This window comes from Ampullimonas aquatilis, assembly GCF_049675895.1.
Taxonomy (GTDB): Bacteria; Pseudomonadota; Gammaproteobacteria; order Burkholderiales; family Burkholderiaceae_D; genus Ampullimonas; species Ampullimonas aquatilis.
On record NZ_CP183834.1, the window covers coordinates 1,351,512 to 1,370,336 of the forward strand.

Sequence of the window (18,825 nt, forward strand, 5' to 3'; positions counted from 1 at the left end):
GATGCAAAATTTTAAAAATAAAGATAATCAATATTGGGCCTTTAATGATGATGTCATCGTACAAGAGTCTGCTGACCAACTGATTTTTACGACATCGGCAGGTGATCCAATCGATACACCGGCTGATCTGGTGCGCTGTGATGCGCCTGATCCTGTGGTGATCAGTCCGGCCCGGCTGAGGCAGTTGGCTATCGAATCAGAGCTGTCGGTGCTCGATGTCAAATCACTCCGGCCGCTCCGTGATGGTGATCAGCCAAGGCTCGACGAAATCAAAGGTGAGATTGACAAGCTCCGTGCGGAGTGGCGTGAGCTGGACAGGGTCATCAAAGCTGCTTAGTCAGATCTTGGTCAGATAATTAATTCTTCAACATCAGCCCGCAAGCCCTAGTGTTTGCGGGCTTTTTTATTTGTGATTTATGACTGAGCCTAAAGAGAAAAAGCCCTGGTTTGATCCCACCGTGAACATGGGTCACTTACTGACCTTTGTTGGTTTCATCGTCACGATCATGTTTAGCTGGTCGATGATGGATAAGCGGGTCGTCGTGCTCGAGGAGGAGCGTAAACACCAGGCAGACGTGGATCGGCGACAGGACAACCAGATTGACGATTTTAAAAAATCGGTCAAAGAGGACGTGCATGACATCAGCAACAAACTCGATCGACTTATTGAAAGGAGTAATAAATGAAACGTGACATCTATCGGTCGGCGCAGCTGATCATCATTGCGACGTTATTCATCACACTGAGCAGCTGGACCAGTCTGTTGACTCGGCTGCACCTGGTGGAATTTAGCTGGGTTCTATTCATGCTTGGCCAAGTATTTTTGTTTTTACTGGTGCAGCACTGGGGGCGGCGCGTGATCATCCCGCAAGTGAACCTGCAACAGTATTTCAACAAGGCCTATTCCGAAAACTCGATCGGTGCCGGGCTCTGTGTGGTGGGTGTTTGCATCTTGATTGCAGCCATCCTGCTGGTGTGTGGGGTGCTGATCAAATGAAGATCCTGCTCCTCATCTGCATCATGTGGTTAGTTGGCCATGAATGTCATGCCACTGACTCTTTGCCACTCAAATTGACTCCCATCATCAATGAAAACCATCAGAACAGCACGGCGGTATCAGGGTCTGTATCGGCCACCAATCTGGATCACATCGGTTCAAACAATACGACCAGCCAGATCCAGTCGTCGTCCGTCGTTGGTGGCAATCAAACACAATCGTCATCTGGCCAGGCAAGCAGCACGTCAAGTCAGTCGATCAATTCAATGGCGCCACGCCAGCCTGTTTACACCGCCATTGCACCAGGCCTGACAGCCGGTTTTGAAACCTGCCTGGGCTCGGCATCGGGTGGCCTACAGCTATTTAGTGTGGGTTTATCAGGTGGTAAAACCACCATCGATGAGGACTGTGTGCGCCGGCGTGATGCAGCCTGGTTATACGACCGTGGCTATGCCCGCGCAGCGCTCATGCGGCAGTGTCAGGACGCGCGAATGCGCCAGGCCTTGATTGATAGTGGTGACTTCAGTTGTGACCCTGACAAAGTGCAAGCGCTGGCAGTCTTCCAGAACGATCCACCGGCGCAGCCAGTGGTGACGCCATCAACATGGCAGGGCGGACTAGTTGCGCCGTTGTTGCCAATGTCTAGTCCGGTGGTTCAGCAGGATCCGGTGATTGTTAATCAGCAAATCAAAAAGACTTCTGGAAAAGTTAAGAGATCCCGGAAGTGTGGTTGTGCGAGGGATGTGTGATGGGTACGGGAATCGATATGGCCCGCGATCAAGCGCCGGTGCATGCTCAAGTATTGGATGATTTTAAAGACCAGCTGCTTATTGCTTTGGTGCAGCGCTTGGGTGGGGTTGATGGACTGGTTCAAATTCCAGTGAGTGAGGTTGATGGGACCGGTCAATTTATTTTATTGATGAGTGTTGAAAACTCAACATTCAATTTTGAGGTGAGGAAAAAACAATGAGTCATATTGAAAAAGCGGGTGGTGGCGCGTTACCAGAAAATCACACGGAAATTGATCCTGCTACCGGCCAGCAAAAAGCTTATGTAGTTCTAACCGAGGCAGAGCGGGCAAAAGGTTTTGTTCGCCCAGTTAGAAAAACGTACCTACATAAAACATGTGGTGGCGTCACGACAATGAGTCAGGATATTGCTGAAACCTATGCGAGAGACCCAAAATTTTACAGCGGCACATTTTGCGTTGTATGTCGCACTCATTACCCGCTAAACCAGTTTGTTTGGGATGGTACTCATGAAGTGGTGGGATCATGAAAAAGTTGATCCCCTGGTTTTTTGTGCTGTTCTACCTAGGCATGGTGTCGCTCATCATTGGATCTTGCACTGCTCGGGCTGCTGAATTGCCCGCCAATGCCAAAATTTATTTGCCGGTTTTAAACGGTGAGATCGGCCACTACTGGCCAGCCATGCCTATGCCTCAGTTATTGGCTGGGCAGGTGGAGCAGGAAAGTTGTATCAGCTTGACCCACCCAAAGTGTTGGACGCCACGGGCCGAGCTGAAAACGGCTCGGGAATATGGGTTTGGGTTTGGCCAGATCACCATCACCAGCCGGTTTGATAATTTTAAGGCAGCGCGGGGGCTGGATGCCTCGCTTTCGGCATGGCAGTGGGAAGACCGCTACAACCCTCAATTCCAACTGCGAACGCTGGTGCTGACCAATTTGCGTAACTATCGAGGCATTGCCGGTGCTGCTGGCCAGTCTGACCAGTTGGCCATGATGCTCAATTGCTACAACCAGGGCGCAGGGGCTCTGATCAAAAACCGCAAACTTTGCCAAGCCACACAGGGCTGTGATCCATCACGCTGGTTTGGCAATGTGGAAACCACCAACTATGCCAGTGCCAAAAAACAGTCCGGTTATGGTCAATCGTTTGCCGATATCGCCAGCCAATACCCGCGCCGGGTGTTTGGTCGAGCCAGCAAATATGCAGACCACTTTACCGGTCACGCGCAGCTTTAAGGGCAAGGGATGTCGCGCGACGCAGTGGGATGGCAGGCCGTCCCGCCTGGTGTATGTCAATTCGGCTGGGGCGGGATTGCTCTATACCGGCACGACGTTTGAGCACATTGCGCTTGGTGACTGGATTGTGGTTGAGCCAGATTGTTTCCCGCGTGTCATGTCGGATGCCCGGTTTAAGGTGTTTTATGAGGAGCGCCAATGAATAGTCTGATAGATCTGCGCCTGGCACTAACCACCGCGCTGGGCGGTTTTGTGTTGGGTTGTGCCATTGGCTGGTATTTGACCGCTGAATGGAAAGACGCGCATTGGGAAGCTAAGCTGGCCACAGCGGTGCACGAAAAAGATCAGCTGATCAGCCAGGCCAATGCCGACGTGGCTGAGGAAACCCGCAAGGTGTTGGCCAGGGAACGTCAGTTGCAAACCGTTAAATCAGAGCTCGAAGGGAAACTGAATGAGGCAAATCGTCAAATCGATAAAACGCTCGCTGAAAAGCTTGCCCTTAATCATCAGCTGCACGGCCTGCTGCACGACCCCGGCAAGGTTGCCCGTGGTGGCACCACAAACCCAGATACCTTTGCCGGCCAGTCTGCGGGAGACACCGCCTGCGGCAAACTTTCAGAGGAGGCTTCTGGATTTCTTCTCGCCCTCACAGCCGAGGCCGATCGAGCAGCCGAGTACGCCAACACCTGCCGCCAATGGGTCATCGAGCTGAGTGACAAGATGGCTGGTGAGTAGGTGGCGTTATTTATTTATAGGTGATGCTGACCGTCAGCCCGATGTTTCGCAGTGCTTTTGCGATGCGAAACACCATTGCCGCATGATAAGTGACTGGCAGCGGGCGCATTTCCGGCCGGGCACTCCAAAGATCAATATTTTCGCGATAACGGTACAGCTCAATATCCACGGGCTCGCCGTTTTCATCGGATACATCAACATAGGCGTCCACTGTTTCAACCACAACTCGATCTATTTGAGCGTCAAGGCGCTGCAACATCTCTACAACATCAGCGGGTGGCTCGCTTCGGCCTGACTCCCAATATTGGCAGGTGCGGATTCCTACGCCAGCTTGTTCGGCTACCCAATTCAGGGTCAGTCCGAGGGCTTCACGAAGGGTTTTAAATTCGGCTGGATTCATGTTACGATTGTGCCTGTCGTTTTGCTTTGTTTTGTCAGAGCGCATATCCCGAACGATTAAAGGCCCCGATTATTCGGGGCTTTTTCATTTGGATGATGACTCCGCCCACCTTGCGCGGCTTTGATGAGTATCTTCAAGCCGTTCAGTTTTTAACCAATCTGTATAAGCAGATTGGTTAAACGGTACCCATACAAGCCTTGTTCGCGCTGGTATTTGTGCTGTTAGTTGAGCTACTTTTTTCTGGTAATCTTCAATCGGCATGGGTTCCAGCATGTCAGCGGGATTGGCGTACTGGATGACAGCTACATCGCAAACATCAAGCCGATCCATTTCATCGGTCGGCAGCGATTGAGATCCTGCTGAAAATACTGGTTTGGGTTGTCCCAACCGCATCATGGCCCAGCCGATGGCTACTTCGGATGAGGGTTGACCATCATCCCGATGACCTGGGCCGATCTTTATTCCAAGTCGATATTTCATTAGTGGAAACTCTTCATGTTGGCAAATGGAGCATCAAAAGTGCGAGTTTCGCCTCGACCTTTGCCACTAGCGTCGTGTATGCTGAGAGAAACTGTTTTGAAATTACGTTTGATGGCTGTAGCTACTGTGATGTGGCCATTAAAAACAACTTGTTTGCCGTCTTGAGTGTATGCGTATGTTTTGCGGATATAGCTCATTTTCATCTCCTAAAGATTGGCTCGCGTTATTGCGATTCCATGGGTGTAATTCTGTTCGTATTTTACGAACAAAGCAACAATTATTTTTAATAATTGAACAACAATGTGATTAATTTCACCTGATTCATTCTGGTTCAATCTGGTTCAATGAACCAGAATGTCGGGGCGTTATATTGACGCCTGGCGCCCACGTAGGCGCTTCAGAGAGAATTGACGGGTGAGTGTAATGGTGGGGATGTCCGCGCCTTGCCCTGGGGACGCCAGCTTGAAAGGCAGATTCTTTGAATCTGCCTTTTTTCTTTTGTGGAATGCCATTTCGAGAAATTCTAAATTTGAATGGCAAAATTCATATTTGATGATCTGGTTTTTGCCATCTCGATATAGAGTGAATCAAATAATGATTTAACTAGAGAAGCAATTTAACCAGCGAGAGAAATATAAAAGCCAAACTCTCTAGTGAGTTTGGCTTTTATATTTTTAAAACGTGATTCGATGATCAGGGTAAGCTTACCCAGCTGTCATAGAGTGATTTTCCACTATTCACTGTTTTAGGCTTCATGTCAAAGGTCAGTGTGCCAAATGAGTTTTCACCATCCCAATAAGCGGTACCTTTGTCATTCCATTCATAAAAATTCCAAAAATTGATTTTTGAATTACTCGCCCAACTTTTTGCAATATCGACCATGATATCTCGTTGCATATCATTGTTGTAAACGGTGGCACCACCATATTCACCTGCAGTACCTGTGGTAATGCCAACTTCAGTAATTACATATTGAGCATTGGGCCAGACTTTATCAATGATGGCAGACAGGGTATTGAATTTTCCAATAATGCCAGAGGCTGATCGGTTCAGGTGATCATAAATATGCAGGTTAGGTCCAGCCCATTTAGCTTTGACAGTATTGTTTGAGTTGTTATAGAGGTCGACCATGAACTGCGCACCCTGGGTGAGACTGACTGCAGAGTTTTCCACGGTTGATGAAGGATAAATGGGGAGTGCAGGTGCTGCTGCTGCGACTTGTGGGACCACGATATTCATCAAGCGGGCATAGGCAATACCACTATTTGGGCTGTTGGGATTGTTGGGATCCCAGGTGCCATGTAATTGATATTCATTGCCCATTTCCATCGCATCAATTTGCCCGGCATATTTTGCCAGAGTGTATTTCACACCACGTGGGCCATTCATGATTTGATCAGCGACTTCATTGCGTTGATTGGCATCGTTAGCCAGATTGCCATAATTATCAAAACCCCAGCCAATCACAAACAATATCTTGCCTCCACCTTGCCGAAAGGTTTGCATAAAGGCCAGCAGCGCATTATCTTCTGCCTGATTAGTGCCCCAGCCTGCATCACGAAACACGCGTGCCCATTTCACACCAGCTGCCAACATGCTTTTGGCTGCCGCCATGTTTAGGTTGGTATTGACGCCAGTATAGTTATAGTAGTCATGATAGTTGTAACCCAGCTTGGTATGAAGTGCCGAGGTGTTGTTACTTGCTGAGGCGCTTTTGGCTGAATTATTGGTTGTTGAACTTTGAGTTGTGGTACTGGCAGTTTGTGTACTGGTTTGATCAGTGGTTGTGATCGTCGTCGGTGAAGCTGTTTTGACACCGGTTGTTGAATCACTGCCGGTTGCCGACGTATCTGTACCGCCACCACCGCCACAACCATACAAACTGGCAAGAATTGTTACCCCAATGATGCTTTGTTTTAATGTGTTCATATAAGCAATCCCTCTTTGCAATCTACTGTAGGTTGCATCCTACGGAAGAAGATTGGCAGAGGAAGTAAGGGTTGGTAACGTCAAGTAACCCTTGACTGATGCTTGCTTGAGCAACTTGTAACGAAGGCCTGAAACAAGACTTTATGGCACTTAATACATGACTGAATGGTCATGTTGAGCTATATGGTCGGATGGGAGATGATTGATGTTGCGATGCAAAAAATTGACTGACTGAGGTTTGTTACAAATTACGGGTAATGGACTTAATTGAAAAGTGTTGTAAACAACATAAACTCACGTTTGACAGACAATGTTACATTCTCGTAGCGTGATAAAGCCTGATAAAGGTGTTTTGATCGAAATTAGTGATGTGACTAAGTTGGCAAAAACTGCTCGTCAAGACGCTTTCTGGCAGGTTTTGACGAGTTGCTAGCATAACTCAATGAATTTGTATCCAAGGAATAGATCAGGTTTGGTGGGAGAAAACAAAATCGCGCAAAATCGGATAAATTTCATTGTCCCAGCGACGACCATTGAATACGCCATAGTGGCCTGCGCCAGTCTGAACATGATGCTGTTTCATGTAGGGACGAATGCTGCTGCACATATCGTGCGCAGAAACCGTCTGACCAATCGAGCAGATATCGTCCTTTTCGCCTTCGATGGTAAGTAGTGCCGTGCGTTTGATCGCAGCAGGACTAACCGGGTTGCCTTCATAACAAAGCTTGCCCAAGGGTAAGGCATGTTCCTGAAAAACCGTGGCGACGGTTTCAATGAAAAATTCGGCCGGTAAATCCGACATTGCAAAATACTCTTCGTAAAAGTCCTTGATTGCTTTGGATTTATCGTGTTCGCCATTGGCATGATGGGTCGCCATGTCCTTGAAGGATTGCACATGGCGCTCCAGATTCATGCTCATGAACGCACTCAGTTGTACAAAGCCAGGATAAACCCGCCGAAATGCGCCGGCATAGCGGAGGGGTACAGTGGCAATCATGTTTTTTTCAAACCATTCAATCGGTTTGCTTTTGGCCAAATGATTGACCGCAGTGGGATTGATACGGGTATCGAGCGGGCCTGCCATCAAGGTCATGCTGGCAGGTTGAGCCGGATGATTGCGTTCCGCCATGACGGACACGGCCGCCAAGGTGGCAACGGTGGGTTGGCAAACTGCGACCACATGGCTGCCGGGGCCAATGGCGGCGAGATGGTCAATCACATGACGGGTGTAGGCGTCCAGATCAAAACGGCCTTCCCATAAGGGAATATCGCGGGCATTGTGCCAGTCGGTCACATACACATCATGATCGCGCAGCAAAGTCTTGATCGTGCCTCGCAATAGGGTGGCAAAGTGACCAGACATGGGGGCGACCAGCAATACTTTGGGCTGACCTTGGACACCTTCCTTGGCAAAGCGCAATAAAGAACAGAAGGCAGTGCGATGAATGACTTCTTCATGAATCTTGATCCGCTCTTCACCGGATTTAATAAACGGAATATTAAAAGGAGGGCGCTTGTGACTGAGTCGAGTGCGGGAATAGGAGTCCAGCGAGCCAGTCAGCTTATTTAACCAGGGTAAATCAAATTGGGGATGTTTAAACCAGGGGGATTCAAGAAGGGCGGCACTTTGTTGCGCCAGTAACTTGAACGGATCGGTGAGGTCGGCCAAGGTCTGGTAAGCCTGATAAATCATAGGATGTCCTGTCAAGAGCAGTGAACTTTATTTTGAGTCAATCTCGAATTACCTTGTTGACTGTCATTCAGCAACATGTATGCCCAAATAAAAATTGAATTGTTAAAGATGGCATAACGCTTGCTGAATGACTGTACCCAAACAAAGATTTTGCCTGCCTGCAAGCTTGATTTTGCGGTTTTGCAACGAGGTATTTACAACGATCGGAGGCCAGAATGACCAAGACGACGCTTACCATCAGCAGCAAGAATTATTCATCCTGGTCTTTGCGCGGCTGGTTGCTGGCGCGCTTTTCAGGCCTGCCTTTCAAAGAGGAGCAGCTAGCTGCTGATGATCCTTCGGCGCGTGCGGAAATTCTATTGCTGTCTTCTTCCATGCTGGTGCCGTGTTTGCGTCATCAGGATGTGACAGTATGGGATACGCTGGCGATTGCCGAATACCTCAATGAGGTGCGCCCCAAAGCTGAACTGCTGCCCTCCAATCGTGCAGCGCGTGCCCATTGTCGTGCTATTTGTGGCGAAATTCATTCCGGATTCAGTGCCTTGCGCTCTGCCTTGCCGATGAACCTGAAAGGTCATTTCCCCAACTTTAAAATCTGGGCCAGGGCGCAGTCTGATATTGAACGCATCACCACCATCTGGCGTGATTGTCTGGCCATTTATGGTGGGCCGTATCTGTTTGGCAGCAAGCCGTGCATGGCGGACGCGATGTACGCGCCCGTGGTCACGCGTTTTCTTACCTACGATGTCAAGCTGGATGCAATCTGCCAGACTTATTGCGCCACCATCATGGCCCTACCGGATATGCAGGAGTGGGTCGCCGCAGCGCTCGAAGAGCCTGAAGATATGGATGAGCTGGATGTCGAATTCTAAAGTATTGCGGTAAAGCCAGCTTGTGTGCTGCTCCTGATTTGATAAATACTCCTTATAGGTATTTTAAATTAACCTTTATTAATGCACTGTATGGGTTAAATATGGCTTATACAGATTGGGAGTATGTCTGTTTTTGAGTGTTCTGGTGCATGACTGGCCAGTAAATGCACCGGGCAATGAAACCTGCCAAAGATGGCCGATTTGATGACTCATGACCATTCCACCGCAGCTGAAAACAGATAGCCTGCACCGTAAATGGTGCGGATCAGTTTGGGTTGGGTTTCATCATGTTCCAGCTTGCGACGCAGCCTCGAAATGCGCACATCAATACTGCGATCTTGTGGTGCAATATCTTCATCACCTTGCAAATGCTCACGCGTCAAAATGCGATTGGGGCGTTGTAAAAATACCAGCAAGACGGCGGCTTCGGCATTACTCAATGGCCATTCCTTGCCAGCGCTATCTTTGAGTGATTGCCGCTGCAGATCAAACTCCCAACCCGCAAAACGTGCCAGCAAATATTCTGGTGTGCGCACTGGTTTGCTGGTGCGCGCATAGCGCCGCAGGATGCTGCCAACTCTTGCCACCAGCTCGCGCGGCTCAAACGGTTTCATCACATAATCATCGGCACCCAGCTCCAGTCCGGTGACCCGGTCATCCAGATAACCACGACCACTCAAAATTAGCACGCCGCAGTCGTAGTCGGTCTGCAGACTGTGCACAATCTCCATGCCTTCGGCATCGGGTAGCCCCAGGTCGACAATGCACAGGTCGGGCACGCGCTGCATCAGTGCTTCAAACAAGGCATGTGCCGTGGGGCAGGCGAGTACCTCGTAGCCCTGCTCGCGCAATACCCGCACGACGATTTGTGCGACATCCGGGTCGTCTTCAATGACAAAGATGGCGGCGGGTACTTGGCTGGTCATCATGTTCTTGTTTATCCAATGGGGCGAGCTAATTGTGACAGGGTGCTGAGTGCTTGTGCCAGATCCGCTTTACTAAAAGGTTTGGAGAGACGGATATGTTCTTCAGCGGGGTTGATGGTGGTTTGTTGATGACTATAGCCGCTCATCAAAATCACGCGTACATGGGCAACTTGCTGCACCACAAAAGCCTGTAATGCCAATCCATCAATTTCACCCGGCATCACGATGTCGGAAATCAAAATGCCAATATCGGAAATAGTCGCCAGCATGGCTTTGGCTTCCAGCCCATTTTCAGCTTCCAGCACGGGATAATCCAGTTCAATCAGAAAGCGTCGTACCAGTGCGCGCACTTCACCATCATCCTCCACCAGCAAGACCAGGGGCCGGGTGTGGTTGTTTGGCATGTGTTGATGGGTTGCTGCGGGTGCAATATGTGCAGTCTGAGCGGTCCAGGGTAATTGCACAATGACGCTGGTACCGATGTCGGGGGTGCTATCAATTTGCAAATTGCCACCAGACTGGTTGGTAAAACCGTATACCATTGATAGCCCCAGACCGCTGCCCGCGCCAAAGGGTTTGGTGGTGAAAAATGGCTCGATCGCACGAGAGAGCGTGGCTTCATTCATACCTGTGCCGTTATCGCTGACCACAATTTCAATCAGGTCAGGCAGCGAGTTATCGATCGAACGCAAGGCAGCCGGCATGATGCGTGTTTGAAAATGCAACAGGCCGCCGTTGGGCATGGCATCGCGGGCATTGAGTGCCAGATTGAGCAGAGCGTTTTCGAGCTGATTGGGGTCAGTCAAAGCCAGGCAGCCAGTGCCACATAATTCGGTGGTGATGCGAATGTTTTCAGGCAGGGAGCGGCCCAGCAAAATGATGGTTTCATGGATGATGGCATTGACATCGACAATGCTGGGTTGCAGCGGTTGCTGGCGCGAAAAGGTCAACAGCCGACGAATCAGCTCGGCTCCCTGGCGTGCCGCCTTGATGGCAGGTTGCACCAGGGCCATCAACTCCTGATCCTGACCACGCTGCTCCTGCAAGCTGCCCAGATTGCCCAGAATGACGGTGAGTAGATTATTGAAGTCATGCGCCAGTCCACCACCCAGTTGGCCCACCGCTTCCATTTTCTGTGCCTGAATCAGCGCCGCCTGGGCATTTTTTAGTTCGGTGATATCGACCGATTGCACAAAACAGCCGAGCACTTCACCATCACCATCCAGTTCGGGCACCAGGGTGCTGCGTGCATGGCGGGTCTGTTGTGGATCGGTATCAATGGCGTATTCGTAGGAGACTTTTTGGCCACACAGCGCTTTTTGCAAATAGGGTTCGATAAAACGATAGATTTTTTCGCCGACGACGCTGCTGATCGAACAGCCAACAATCTGATCACGCGCCACGCCATACCAGTCGGCATAGCGGCGATTGGCAAAACGGTAAATCTGGTCACGGTCAAAATAGCCAATCAGTGCGGGGACGCTATCGGTAATCAAGCGCAGACGTTCTTCATTGCGCTGCAGAGCCGCTGTCATACGGCTATTGGCCGCCATCGCGGCAGTCAGTTGGGTATTGGTGGCTTGCAGCGCGGCGGTGCGTTCCAGCACTCGTTGTTCGAGTTCGGCATTTTGCTCGCGAATCAACTGCTCGTAACGGCGTTGTGCGGTGATGTCAGTATAGAGTGTGACAAATCCACGGTGCGGCAAGGGTTCACCCCGCACTGCCAAGATCTGGCCATTGGGGCGACTGCGTTCAAACGAGTGGCTCTGAAAGTCGCGTGCCCGCTGTACCCGTAATGCAATCTGTTCTTCAATATTGCCTGGCCCGTATTCACCACGTTCAGCGTTATGGCGAATGAACGACTCAAACGGCGCACCCAAAAACAAAAGTGATCTCGGAAAGTCGAGCAGATGAATGAATGGCTCGTTCCAGGCCACTAGCCGCAGATCGGCATCAAAGACGGTCAGCCCCTGATCCAGCAAGTCCAGCCCGGCCTGCAGGCGTTGCTGGCGTTGGGATTCTTGCAGGGGCGGCAAATAATAGGGTTTGTCCGTAGGAATCATCGATAAGTGACTTTGTCACAACAAGGTACGATCATTGTGCTGTCTTTTCATGTTCAAGGGTAGCGTCATGCGTCAAATACCCCACTGCAAAAATTCGATACATTTGCGTAAGGATCATGCAACATGGTCTCGTAATAATGTTCATAACCTTTCTGTCACCGGTTTGCCATTTTCAAGCAGTGCTGCAAATTGCTGTTTTGATGGTTGAGCGGTTGATTAACGATGCGCAAAAGACGCATTGCATGACAAGCATCAAGGAGACAAGCGATGCCCAATAATCTCTATTCCATTGGCCTGGAAAAAAATCCGGCCAATTACGTCCCCCTTTCTCCCTTAAGCTTTATCGAGCGTACTGCTGCGGTTTATCCGGAGCGAATTGCCATGGTGCATGGTCAGGTACGTCATACCTGGCGTGAAACCTATGCCCGCTGCCGTCGACTGGCTTCGGCACTCAATCAGCATGGGATTGGCATTGGCGATACAGTGGCAGTGATGCTGCCCAATATTCCGGCCATGTTTGAAGCGCACTTCGGTATCCCCATGCTGGGCGCGGTACTCAATACGCTCAATACGCGACTTGATGCCGAGGCGATTGCCTTCATGCTGGAGCATGGCGAAGCCAAGGTACTCATCACTGACAAAGAGTTTTCTCCCATCATTGAAAAGGCACTCAGTCTGCTCAAAGGTAGTCAGCCTTTGGTGATCGATGTCGATGACCCACTCTACGAAGGTGGCAAACTGCTTGGCTCGATTGAATATGAAGCCTTTCTGCAAAAGGGTGATCCTGACTATGTCTGGAGTCTGCCTGCTGATGAATGGGATGCGATTGCACTCAATTACACATCCGGCACCACCGGTAATCCCAAGGGCGTGGTCTATCACCATCGTGGTGCTTATCTGAATGCGGCCAGTAATGTGATTTCCTGGAATATGCCGCAACATGTGCGTTACCTGTGGACGCTGCCGATGTTTCATTGCAATGGCTGGTGCTTCCCATGGACGCTGGCCTTGAATGCGGGCACCAATGTCTGCTTGCGCAAGGTCGATACAAAACTGATTTTCAGCCTGATTGATGAACATCAGGTGACGCATATGTGTGGTGCGCCGATTGTCTACAGCATGATGACGGATGCATTGGCCAAGGCTGATGATCAACGACAGCTTGGCATCAAGGGTTTGATTGCCGGCGCAGCCCCACCGGCGGCCATCATTGAAGGTTGCGCCAGGGCAGGCATTGATATCACCCATGTCTATGGCTTGACCGAAGTCTATGGCCCGGCGGCAGTCTGCGCCAAGCAGGAATCCTGGGCGAGCCTGCCATTGTATGATCAGGTGCATCTGAATGGTCGTCAGGGGGTGCCTTATCATCTGCAGCAGGCCATTGACGTGCTTGATCCCAACACCATGCAAGCGGTTCCGGCCGATGGTCAGACCATGGGCGAAATTTTCTTTCGCGGCAATATCGTCATGAAGGGTTATCTGAAAAACCAGAGCGCTACTGACGAGGCATTTGCCGGTGGCTGGTTTCATACCGGTGATCTTGCGGTCAAGTATCCCGATGGTTATGTGAAGATCAAGGATCGCAGCAAGGACGTGATCATTTCCGGTGGTGAAAATATCTCCAGCCTCGAAGTGGAGGATGTGCTCTATAGCCATCCGGCCGTCATGGGGGCGGCAGTGATTGCCCAGCCCGATACCAGATGGGGTGAGGTGCCGTGCGCCTTTGTGCAGTTACGGGATGGTGCGCAGGTAACGGCTGAAGAGATCATTGAATATTGCCGTCAGCATCTGGCTCGTTTCAAGGTGCCCAAGCAGGTGATTTTTGCCGATTTACCACGGACCTCCACGGGCAAGTTGCAAAAGTTTGTCCTGCGCGAAAAAATGAAATCGGCATCTGCCATTGAGTAATCAGTTAACAAGCATTCAATAATCATTCAATAAAAACAAGTAGCTCAATCAAACGCAAGCCGGTTTGCCTGAGTCGCAAGCCCCGTAAAGGACATACCATGACAGCCTATGTAGCACCTATCCGTGACATGATTCATGCCATGCGCGAGGCCGGTAACCTGGATGAGATCACCGCCTTGCCCGGCCATGAAGAAGCCACGCTGGATCTGGTGGAAGCCATTCTTGATGAAGCTGGCAAGTTTGCCGGTGCCGTGCTGGCCCCACTCAATCAGGTGGGGGATAAACAGGGCTGTCAGTGGTTGAATGGTTCAGTGACCACGCCAGACGGTTTCAAGGATGCGTATCAGCAATTCACCGACAATGGCTGGCATGCCATGCCGGCATCCATCGAGTTGGGTGGACAAGGCCTGCCAGCACTGGTGTCAACCGCAGTGCTGGAAATGTGGACATCTTCGAATATGGCTTTCTCTCTGTGCCAGATGCTCACCCTGGGTGCCATCATGGCCATCACGCATCATGGTTCCGATGTCCAGAAGGCACAGTATTTACCCAAGATGGTGGCGGGTACCTGGACTGGCACGATGAATCTGACCGAACCGCAAGCAGGTTCGGATTTATCGGCTGTGCGCAGTCGGGCAGTGCCAGAAGGCCTGCATTATCGAATTTTTGGGACCAAGATTTTCATTACCTGGGGTGAGCATGATGTGGCTGAAAACATCATTCACCTGGTATTGGCGCGTTTGCCCGATGCACCTCCTGGCGTCAAAGGTATTTCGTTATTCATCGTACCCAAGTTTTTGATCAATGAAGATGGCTCATTGGGACCACGCAATGATCTGGTTTGTGCCTCCATCGAACACAAGATGGGTATTCATGCCAGCCCAACTGCCGTCATGGCTTTTGGTGAAAAGGAAGGCGCGGTGGGTTATCTGGTGGGTGAAGCCAATCGTGGTCTGGAATACATGTTCACCATGATGAACCATGCGCGTTTGAATGTTGGTCTGGAGGGCGTGGCGATTTCCGAGCGCGCGTATCAACAGGCGGTGGCCTATGCGCAGGAGCGCGTTCAGAGTCGCCCGATTGGTGGCAAGGAAGCCGCTACCATTATTCATCATCCCGATATTCGTCGCATGCTGCTGAGCATGAAGTCAAGAATTGGCGCAATGCGTGCCTTGACCTATTTTGCCGCGAGCGAAATGGACAAGGCCCATGCTCATCCCGATGAGTCAGTGCGCAAATCCAGCCAGGCACGGGTTGATCTGCTGATCCCCATCGTCAAGGGCTGGTGTACCGAAAGTTCAATTGACATTACCTCTTTGGGGATTCAAGTTCATGGTGGCATGGGTTTCATCGAAGAAACCGGTGCCGCCCAGCATTTCCGCGATGCCCGCATCACAGCCATTTATGAAGGTACGACCGGCATTCAGGCCAATGACCTGATCGGCCGCAAGCTGGCGCGTGAGCAGGGAGTGACGGCCAAGGCCTTGATGGCGGATATGTCAACCTTGTTACCCGTATTACAAAGCCATGACAGTCGGCAGCTGCAGGCAGTGGGTGTGGCGTTGGGGCAGGGTATTGAAGCCTTGTCAGCGGCCAGTGACTGGTTGATTGAACAATACCAGCATGACCAGGCGGCGGCTGCAGCTGGTGCCGTGCCTTATCTGTATCTTTTTGGCATTGTGATTGGTGGTTGGTTGCTGGCCAAAGGTGCGTTGAGTCAGCAGGCCGATGCGGCCTACTTGCAAGGCCAGCAAGTGCTTGCTCATTTTTTTGCCGAACATTTTATGGCGCAGGTCGATGGTTACCGACAAAGCATCATGCAAGGTGCTGATCCGGTTTTGCAGTCTTTTGAAAACTGGATCTGATTGCTTGAATTTGAAATTTAAATTTTTATCAATACGTATTGGTCTGCCCAGAGTATCGAAAAAAGCAACAGATTGGTACTAAAAATAAGTAGTAACCACAGCTGTTTAGCCTGGAGGTTGCTCGTATGCTACCCATAACTGGGTCTATCAATAAGGAGCCGACGCTGCCAAGGTGTCGGGACTGTTTGTCGTAACAGATAAACAGCAAGAGGAAAGAGACAATATGGAGAAGGACACCATTCTCGAAACCACTGGGCTCGTCAAGGAGTTCAAGGGTTTTGTGGCAGTCAATGATGTGAACCTGAAGATTCAGCGTGGTCACATTCATTCATTGATTGGCCCTAACGGCGCAGGCAAGACCACTTGCTTTAACCTGTTGACCAAGTTTCTGGTACCTACGCGTGGCACGATCCGTTTTAACGGCATCGACATTACCCAGGCAAAGCCAGAACAGATTGCCCGCAAGGGCATTGTGCGCTCATTTCAGATATCGGCGGTGTTTCCCCATTTGACGTTGATTGAAAATGTCCGGATTGCCTTGTTGCGCAAGCTGGGTACTTCATTTCATTTCTGGCGTTCTGAAGCAACGCTCAATGTACTCAATGACCAGGCCATGGTCTTGCTGGCTGAGGTCGGGCTGGAGCAATACGCCAATATGGTGACGGTGGAGTTGCCGTATGGTCGTAAACGTGCACTGGAAATTGCGACCACGCTGGCATTGGAGCCCGAATTGATGTTGCTGGATGAGCCTACCCAGGGCATGGGCCACGAAGATGTGGATCGGGTCATGAACCTGATCAAAAAGGTCTCAGCCAATCGTACCATCCTGATGGTCGAACATAATATGAAAGTGGTGTCCGGTATTTCGGATCGCATCACGGTGCTGGCACGTGGCAGTGTTCTGGCCGAAGGCAACTACGCTGAAGTTTCAGCCAACGCCCAGGTGATTGAAGCCTATATGGGGCAAGAAAATACCGAACTGGCAGGAGCACATTGATGACACAAGCAGCTGAATACTTGCGCATTAGTGATCTGCACGCATTTTATGGTGAGTCCCATGTGCTGCATGGCATTGACCTGATGGTACGCCGTGGTGAATGTGTTTCGCTATTGGGTCGCAATGGTGCAGGGCGCACCACCACCTTGCGTGCCATCATGGGGCTGACGGGTAAACGTTCTGGCTCGATCATGGTGAATGGGCGGGAAACCATTGGTATGTCAGCACATCGGATTGCCCGCCTTGGTGTGGGTTATTGCCCGGAAGAACGGGGCATCTATTCGAGTCTGTCCTGTGAAGAAAACCTGCTGATGCCACCCGTGGTGGGGAGTGGCGGGATGGGGCTTGATGAAATTTACAAGATGTTTCCCAACCTGTATGAGCGCCGCAATAGTCAGGGCACCCGCATGTCCGGTGGTGAGCAGCAGATGCTGGCGATGGCACGGATTTTACGCACCGGCGCGCAGCTTTTGTTGCTGGATGAAATTTCAGAGGGACTGGCACCGGTGATTGTGCAAAGACTGGCTGAGATCATTACCCATCTCAAGTCCAAAGGTTTCACCATTTTGCTGGTTGAACAGAATTTCCGGTTTGCTGCGCCCCTGGCGGATCGGATGTATGTGGTCGAACATGGCCAGATTGCAGCGGAAATCGCCCAACACGAATTGGCAGAAAAACGCGATTTTCTCAATGAAATTCTCGGTGTTTGACCGAGGCAACCTAGAAACAGAGGAGACAAGAATGAAGATTAAATTGATGGCGCTGGCTTTGTCGGCACTACTCAGCGGCGTCCCCGTCATGTCGCAGGCCCAGGTATCTGACAATGTGGTCAAGATCGGTATTCTGACCGATATGTCCGGCACCTATTCTGACTTGGCTGGGCAAGGCACCGTGGTGGCCGCCAAGATGGCCATTGCCGACTTTATCGCCAAGGAAAAGCCGGGCTTCACGATTGATCTGGTTTCGGCCGATCACCAGAACAAGGGTGATATCGCCTCCAACAAGGCGCGTGAATGGATCGACCGTGACAAGGTGGATGTGATTGCCGAGCTGGTCACTACCTCTACTGCGCTGGCTGTCATGAAAGTAGCCAAGGAAAAAAACAAGCTGACGCTGATCTCCGGTGCCGGCTCTACCCGGATCACCAACGAAGACTGTAACGATGTCAGCGTGCATTGGACCTATGACACCTATGCGGTCGCCAATGGCACCGCCAAGGCAGTGGTTGCCAAGGGTGGCAAGAAGTGGTTCTTCCTGACGGCCGACTATGCCTTTGGTCATTCGCTGGAAAAGGATGCGTCGGCGGTGGTGCTGGCCAATGGTGGTGAAGTGGTGGGTTCGGTACGGCATCCGTTCCCCGGCTCCGACTTTTCATCCTATCTGCTCAAGGCACAGTCTTCTGGTGCTCAGGTGATCGGTCTGGCCAATGCCGGTACCGATACCACCAATGCGATCAAGCAGGCGGCTGAATTTGGCATTACCCAAAAGCAATCACTGGCGGGTTTGCTGATGTTCATTACCGATGTGCATAGCCTGGGCCTGAAGACGGCACAAAATATGTACCTGACCGAAGGTTTTTATTGGGATCTGAATCCGGAAACCCGTGCCTGGTCCAAGCGTTTCTTTGAACAGCATAAACGCATGCCAACCATGGTGCAGGCGGGTGTCTATTCTTCATTGATGCATTATCTGAAGGCCGTCAAAACCACCGGCACCGATGACACAGCCAAAGTCATGGCCTCGATGAAATCAACGCCAGTCAACGACTTCTTTGCCAAGGGCGGCACGATTCGTGATGATGGTCGCATGGTGCATGATATGTATCTGTTGCAGGTTAAAAAGCCTGAAGAGTCCACTACACCCTGGGATTACTACAAGGTTGTGGCAACCATTCCGGCCAAGGAGGCTTTCCAGCCCTTGTCTGCTTCCAGATGTCCTCTGATCAAGAAGTAACACGACGAATCACCCGGCCTGT

The 18,825-nt window shown here is 50.8% G+C and carries 22 protein-coding genes; 15 read left to right on the top strand and 7 right to left on the bottom strand.

The window, feature by feature from the left end:
• Window position 1: 1 nt before the first annotated feature.
• From ACMYR3_RS06245 to ACMYR3_RS06285, 9 genes are all read left to right on the top strand, one after another.
• Entirely contained in the window at window positions 2-337 is a 336-nt protein-coding gene (locus ACMYR3_RS06245; protein WP_424195560.1) for a hypothetical protein, read from the top strand.
• 79 nt (window positions 338-416) lie between these two features.
• Entirely contained in the window at window positions 417-686 is a 270-nt protein-coding gene (locus tag ACMYR3_RS06250) for a hypothetical protein (RefSeq protein WP_424195562.1), read from the top strand.
• The gene (locus tag ACMYR3_RS06255) at window positions 683-997 is read left to right on the top strand and encodes a hypothetical protein (RefSeq protein ID WP_424195564.1); all 315 of its coding nucleotides are present in this window, start codon (window positions 683-685) and stop codon (window positions 995-997) included. Before ACMYR3_RS06250 ends, ACMYR3_RS06255 begins: the two co-directional genes overlap by 4 nt.
• Window positions 994-1,746, top strand: coding sequence for a hypothetical protein (locus ACMYR3_RS06260; protein WP_424195566.1), 753 nt, complete (start codon window positions 994-996; stop codon window positions 1,744-1,746). Before ACMYR3_RS06255 ends, ACMYR3_RS06260 begins: the two co-directional genes overlap by 4 nt.
• The gene (locus ACMYR3_RS06265) at window positions 1,746-1,967 is read left to right on the top strand and encodes a hypothetical protein (protein ID WP_424195568.1); all 222 of its coding nucleotides are present in this window, start codon (window positions 1,746-1,748) and stop codon (window positions 1,965-1,967) included. The genes ACMYR3_RS06260 and ACMYR3_RS06265 overlap by 1 nt, the downstream gene beginning before the upstream one ends.
• On the top strand, window positions 1,964-2,275 hold the full coding sequence (locus ACMYR3_RS06270) for a hypothetical protein (protein ID WP_424195570.1): 312 nt from the start codon (window positions 1,964-1,966) through the stop codon (window positions 2,273-2,275). The genes ACMYR3_RS06265 and ACMYR3_RS06270 overlap by 4 nt, the downstream gene beginning before the upstream one ends.
• On the top strand, window positions 2,272-2,982 hold the full coding sequence (locus tag ACMYR3_RS06275) for a hypothetical protein (protein ID WP_424195572.1): 711 nt from the start codon (window positions 2,272-2,274) through the stop codon (window positions 2,980-2,982). Before ACMYR3_RS06270 ends, ACMYR3_RS06275 begins: the two co-directional genes overlap by 4 nt.
• Complete coding sequence (locus ACMYR3_RS06280) at window positions 2,948-3,184, top strand: hypothetical protein (RefSeq protein WP_424195574.1); 237 nt, start codon at window positions 2,948-2,950, stop codon at window positions 3,182-3,184. Before ACMYR3_RS06275 ends, ACMYR3_RS06280 begins: the two co-directional genes overlap by 35 nt.
• Window positions 3,181-3,717, top strand: coding sequence for a hypothetical protein (locus tag ACMYR3_RS06285; protein WP_424195575.1), 537 nt, complete (start codon window positions 3,181-3,183; stop codon window positions 3,715-3,717). The genes ACMYR3_RS06280 and ACMYR3_RS06285 overlap by 4 nt, the downstream gene beginning before the upstream one ends.
• Before the next feature lie 10 nt (window positions 3,718-3,727).
• On the opposite strand, the gene ACMYR3_RS06290 is transcribed toward ACMYR3_RS06285, so the two are convergent.
• The 5 genes from ACMYR3_RS06290 to ACMYR3_RS06310 all read right to left on the bottom strand — a co-directional run bounded on the left by ACMYR3_RS06290 (window position 3,728) and on the right by ACMYR3_RS06310 (window position 8,219).
• Window positions 3,728-4,117, bottom strand: coding sequence for a helix-turn-helix domain-containing protein (locus ACMYR3_RS06290; protein ID WP_424195577.1), 390 nt, complete (start codon window positions 4,115-4,117; stop codon window positions 3,728-3,730).
• An 84-nt stretch (window positions 4,118-4,201) separates the two neighbouring features.
• Window positions 4,202-4,597 carry a hypothetical protein gene (locus tag ACMYR3_RS06295; RefSeq protein WP_424195579.1) on the bottom strand — a complete coding sequence of 132 codons (396 nt, stop codon included), beginning with the start codon at window positions 4,595-4,597 and terminating at the stop codon, window positions 4,202-4,204.
• Entirely contained in the window at window positions 4,597-4,794 is a 198-nt protein-coding gene (locus ACMYR3_RS06300; protein ID WP_424195581.1) for a hypothetical protein, read from the bottom strand. The genes ACMYR3_RS06295 and ACMYR3_RS06300 overlap by 1 nt, the downstream gene beginning before the upstream one ends.
• Window positions 4,795-5,290: 496 nt before the next feature.
• Window positions 5,291-6,526, bottom strand: coding sequence for a hypothetical protein (locus ACMYR3_RS06305; RefSeq protein WP_424195583.1), 1,236 nt, complete (start codon window positions 6,524-6,526; stop codon window positions 5,291-5,293).
• 466 nt (window positions 6,527-6,992) lie between these two features.
• The gene (locus ACMYR3_RS06310; RefSeq protein ID WP_424195585.1) at window positions 6,993-8,219 is read right to left on the bottom strand and encodes a polyhydroxyalkanoate depolymerase; all 1,227 of its coding nucleotides are present in this window, start codon (window positions 8,217-8,219) and stop codon (window positions 6,993-6,995) included.
• Between the two features lie 215 nt (window positions 8,220-8,434).
• Here ACMYR3_RS06310 and ACMYR3_RS06315 point away from each other — a divergent pair, with 215 nt between their 5' ends.
• On the top strand, window positions 8,435-9,091 hold the full coding sequence (locus tag ACMYR3_RS06315) for a glutathione S-transferase family protein (protein WP_424195587.1): 657 nt from the start codon (window positions 8,435-8,437) through the stop codon (window positions 9,089-9,091).
• Between the two features lie 209 nt (window positions 9,092-9,300).
• Here the strand turns inward: ACMYR3_RS06315 and ACMYR3_RS06320 are convergent, their stop codons facing one another.
• Together ACMYR3_RS06320 and ACMYR3_RS06325 are read right to left on the bottom strand one after the other, a co-directional pair.
• Window positions 9,301-10,020: a response regulator transcription factor gene (locus tag ACMYR3_RS06320; protein WP_424195589.1), complete on the bottom strand. Its 720-nt coding sequence runs from the start codon at window positions 10,018-10,020 to the stop codon at window positions 9,301-9,303.
• A gap of 8 nt (window positions 10,021-10,028) precedes the next feature.
• Window positions 10,029-12,080, bottom strand: coding sequence for a PAS-domain containing protein (locus ACMYR3_RS06325; RefSeq protein WP_424195591.1), 2,052 nt, complete (start codon window positions 12,078-12,080; stop codon window positions 10,029-10,031).
• 267 nt (window positions 12,081-12,347) lie between these two features.
• On the opposite strand from ACMYR3_RS06325, the gene ACMYR3_RS06330 reads away from it, so the two are divergent.
• The 5 genes from ACMYR3_RS06330 (at window position 12,348) to ACMYR3_RS06350 (ending at window position 18,803) form a co-directional block, all read left to right on the top strand.
• Window positions 12,348-13,988 carry an acyl-CoA synthetase gene (locus ACMYR3_RS06330; RefSeq protein ID WP_424195593.1) on the top strand — a complete coding sequence of 547 codons (1,641 nt, stop codon included), beginning with the start codon at window positions 12,348-12,350 and terminating at the stop codon, window positions 13,986-13,988.
• Between the two features lie 98 nt (window positions 13,989-14,086).
• A complete protein-coding gene (locus tag ACMYR3_RS06335; RefSeq protein ID WP_424195595.1) occupies window positions 14,087-15,853 on the top strand; it encodes an acyl-CoA dehydrogenase in 1,767 nt (588 codons plus the stop codon).
• 223 nt (window positions 15,854-16,076) lie between these two features.
• Window positions 16,077-16,850 (top strand): ABC transporter ATP-binding protein, encoded by a 774-nt coding sequence (locus ACMYR3_RS06340; protein WP_424195597.1) that lies wholly within the window; start codon window positions 16,077-16,079, stop codon window positions 16,848-16,850.
• Window positions 16,850-17,560: an ABC transporter ATP-binding protein gene (locus tag ACMYR3_RS06345; RefSeq protein ID WP_424195599.1), complete on the top strand. Its 711-nt coding sequence runs from the start codon at window positions 16,850-16,852 to the stop codon at window positions 17,558-17,560. Before ACMYR3_RS06340 ends, ACMYR3_RS06345 begins: the two co-directional genes overlap by 1 nt.
• A gap of 31 nt (window positions 17,561-17,591) precedes the next feature.
• Window positions 17,592-18,803, top strand: a complete 1,212-nt coding sequence (locus ACMYR3_RS06350; protein WP_424195601.1) for an ABC transporter substrate-binding protein — start codon at window positions 17,592-17,594, stop codon at window positions 18,801-18,803.
• Window positions 18,804-18,825: the final 22 nt, after the last annotated feature.